Below are 1155 nucleotides of genomic sequence, written 5' to 3'. Positions count from 1 at the left end.
GGTCTTGGGGGCGGCTCAGGGCCGGGGTGTGGCCGCTGTCGATCTCGTCCGGGACGATGTTCAGGCGTTCCTTGGTGATGCGGCGTAGGAAGTCCGCGGGGAACAGGCGGTCGTTGCGGCCTATCAGGACTCGGGTGGGGACGTCCGGCCATGCTTTGAGCGGTGATGGTTCGCTCATCCGGGCCTCGGACTGGTCTCGTCCCCTGCTGAGTGCTTCGGCGGCCAGTTCCGGCGCGACGTCCTGGTAGAAGAGGGCGATCGTGTCGTCGTAGTCGCCTTCCTCGTACTTCGTGTTGGGCCAGTAGTCGGCCGGTGCCTCGCCCGGGAGCGGGATCATCGGGGTGAGCAGGACGAGCAGCTTCGCCGCCACTCGGTCGCAGACGAGTGGGGCGGTGAAACCGCCGAAGGAGTGCCCGACGACGATGACGTTCGTCCGGTCGCCGATGGCTCTGACCACGGTTTCGTGTACTCCGGCAGGCCCGCCGAGTCGTCGTCGCAGGGGAGGTCCGGTGCGACGGTGTCGTGGCCGCGTGCGCGCAGCTCGTCCTCGACCAGGTGCCAGTACCAGCCGACATCGCCGGCGCCGTGGATTAACGCGAATGTGGACATGCCCAACCTCCAGGTTCCTCGTGAGGCTAGGCGAGGCCACTGACAGCAGGGCGGTCGAGCGCGTCGGCGGATGGGGGAGACTGGTGGGGTGACCACCGGCTTTGACCGTCCCGGTCCGCCGGTCACCAGCACGTCCATCTTCGTGCTTTCGCTGGCGCGCCGGGTCGAGGCCGAGTTCAGCACCGTCCTCGCACCGCTGGGGCTCACCGTCGCCAGGCTCGGGCTGCTCGGCCACATCGCCCCCATGCCGGGGACGCCCCGGTGATGGCATGCCCGTCCATTCCGGTGGGTCACGATACCTATGGCACCGAGCTCTTGTTCTCGCCTACGTGAGCGGTCCCGGCGAGTTCGTCCGGACCTAGCGCAAACTGACCGAGTTCGACCGGCTGAACGCTTTTATCGAGCACACCGGCAGCGTCGTCTTTGGCATTCCGCCGGGTATGCGGCGCGGCGAGAAGCCCGGGACGGCCCTGCTCGCCGCCCGGTGACCTGTGGCGCGGCTTCTCTTCGTGACCTTCCCGGCGTAGGTTTCGTGCGTGAGCGTGA

General features: G+C 67.9%; 3 protein-coding genes. 1 reads left to right on the top strand and 2 read right to left on the bottom strand.

All coding sequences use genetic code 11. The features are described 5' to 3' along the window. The coding region (locus E1200_RS33365; RefSeq protein ID WP_165950571.1) for an alpha/beta hydrolase at positions 1-649 on the bottom strand (649 nt) is incomplete at its 3' end. Positions 650-697: 48 nt separating this feature from the next. Here E1200_RS33365 and E1200_RS34255 point away from each other — a divergent pair. Then, positions 698-874, top strand: a complete 177-nt coding sequence (locus E1200_RS34255; RefSeq protein WP_243709064.1) for a hypothetical protein — start codon at positions 698-700, stop codon at positions 872-874. Positions 875-967: 93 nt separating this feature from the next. Here E1200_RS34255 and E1200_RS34555 read toward each other — a convergent pair. After that, the coding region (locus E1200_RS34555; RefSeq protein WP_207933676.1) for a hypothetical protein at positions 968-1155 on the bottom strand (188 nt) is incomplete at its 5' end.

The organism is Actinomadura sp. GC306 (assembly GCF_004348665.1).
In the GTDB taxonomy this organism is placed as follows: Bacteria; Actinomycetota; Actinomycetes; order Streptosporangiales; family Streptosporangiaceae; genus Spirillospora.
The sequence above is the reverse complement of the archived record's forward strand: the minus strand, read 5'-3'. Positions and strand labels throughout refer to the sequence as shown.